At 66.8% G+C, this 2134-nt stretch carries 1 protein-coding gene; it reads left to right on the top strand.

Going from position 1 to position 2134, the window contains the following annotated elements:
* Positions 1 to 2134 (top strand): condensation domain-containing protein (locus BST14_RS27950; RefSeq protein WP_142279669.1); only part of this gene is annotated, 2134 nt, incomplete at both ends.

The raw sequence follows: 2134 nt of genomic DNA, 5'->3' as shown, positions 1-2134 counted from the left end.
GCCGGGCTGCGTTGACCGGGTCGCGGTTTGTGGCGTGTCCGTTCGGGGGGTCCGGACAGCGGATGTATCGCAGCGGGGATTTGGTGCGTTGGGGTGGTGATGGGCAGCTGCGGTATGTGGGCCGTGCCGATGAGCAGGTCAAGATACGTGGGTATCGCATCGAGCTCGGTGAGGTCCGCGCGGCGTTGGCCGGGTTGGATGGTGTGGAGCAGGCGGTGGTGGTGGCCCGTGAGGACCGCCCGGGCGACAAGCGGCTGGTGGGGTATGTCACCGGGACCGCCGATCCGGCCGGGCTGCGCACCCAATTGGCTGAGCGGTTGCCGGAGTATATGGTGCCGGCGGCGGTGGTGGGTTTGGACGCGCTGCCGTTGACGGTCAACGGCAAACTCGATGTTCGTGCGCTGCCGGTGCCCGATTTGGCCTCGGGTGCGGGCTATCGCGCCCCGGCCAGTCCTACTGAGGAGATTTTGGCCGGCATTTATGCGCAGGTGCTGGGGCTTGAGCGGGTCGGGATTGATGACTCGTTTTTCGACTTGGGCGGGGATTCGCTGTCTGCGATGCGCTTGGTTGCCGCGGTCAACGCCGGTCTGGATGCTCATTTGGCGGTGCGCACGGTGTTTGAGGCGCCCACGGTGGCCCAGTTGGCGCCTCGTATCGGTGCCGACGGGAGTGGGCTGGAGCCGTTGGTGGCCGTTGAGCGGCCCGCGGTGGTGCCGTTGTCGTTCGCTCAGCAGCGGTTGTGGTTCATCGACCAATTGCAGGGGCCGTCATCGGTTTACAACATGGCGGTGGCGTTGCGGCTTGGCGGGCGGCTGGATGCCGGCGCGCTGGGTGCGGCGCTGGCCGATGTGGTGGGTCGTCATGAGAGCCTGCGCACCCTGTTCGTCGCCCCTGACGGGATTCCTCAGCAGCTGGTGGTGGCCCCCGAGCGGGCCGACTTGGGTTGGCGGGTTGTCGATGCCACCGGCTGGTCGGCGAGCCGGTTAGAGGAGGCCATTGGTCCCTGGGTGCGTCATCCGTTTGATTTGGCCACTGAAATCCCGTTGCGGGCAGCGCTTTTCCGTGTGGCTGAGGACGAGCACGTGTTGGTGGCGGTGGTGCATCATATCGCCGCCGATGGCTTGTCGATCGGCCCGTTGGTGGCTGATCTGGGGGTGGCGTATGCCAGCCGGTGTGCGGGGCGGGCGCCGGGGTGGGCGCCGTTGACGGTGCAGTATGCCGATTACACGCTGTGGCAGCGCGCGCAGTTCGGTGATCTCGAGGATACCGACAGCCGCATCGGCGGGCAGTTGGCGTATTGGGAGCAGGCGTTGGCCGGGTTGCCCGAGCGGTTGGTGTTGCCCACCGACCGGCCCTATCCGGCGGTGGCCGATTACCGCGGCGCCAGCGTGATGGTGGAGTGGCCGGCCGAGTTGCAGCAGCAGGTTCGTCGGGTGGCCCGGGAGCATAATGCGACCAGTTTCATGGTGATGCAGGCCGCTTTGGCGGTGTTGTTGGCCAAGCTGAGCGCCAGTTCCGATGTGGCGGTAGGGTTTCCGATCGCCGGGCGCGGTGATCCCGCCCTCGATGAGTTGGTGGGTTTTTTCGTCAACACGTTGGTGCTGCGCGTCGATGTGGGCGACGATCCCAGTGTCGCCGAGCTGCTGGCCCAGGTGCGGGCGCGTAGCCTGGCCGCCTACGAGCATCAGGATGTGCCGTTCGAGGTGCTGGTGGAGCGGCTCAACCCGACCCGCAGTCTGGCTCATCATCCGCTTGTCCAGGTGATGTTGGCGTGGCAGAACTTCGCCGGGGACCCGACCGCCGGTTTGGCGTTGGGTGATGTGCAGGTCAGCCCGGTACCGATAGACATCCGCACCGCCCGGGTGGACCTGACGTTCTCGTTGGGCGAACGCTGGAGCGAGGCCGGTGAGCTCGCCGGGATCGGTGGGACGGTGGAGTTTCGCACCGACGTGTTCGATACCGGTAGCGTCGAAACGCTGATCGAGCGGTTCCAGCGGGTGCTGGTGGCGATGACCGCCGACTCCGACCGGCGGTTGTCGTCGGTGGATGTGCTCACAGACGCTGAGCGCGACCGCCTGGATCGGTGGGGCAACCGGCCGGTGTTGACCCGACCCGCACCCACACCGGCGGCGAT

Origin of the sequence: Mycobacterium arosiense ATCC BAA-1401 = DSM 45069, assembly GCF_002086125.1 — a bacterium.
Classification (GTDB): domain Bacteria; phylum Actinomycetota; class Actinomycetes; order Mycobacteriales; family Mycobacteriaceae; genus Mycobacterium; species Mycobacterium arosiense.
This window is presented reverse-complemented; position numbering and strand designations above follow the sequence as displayed.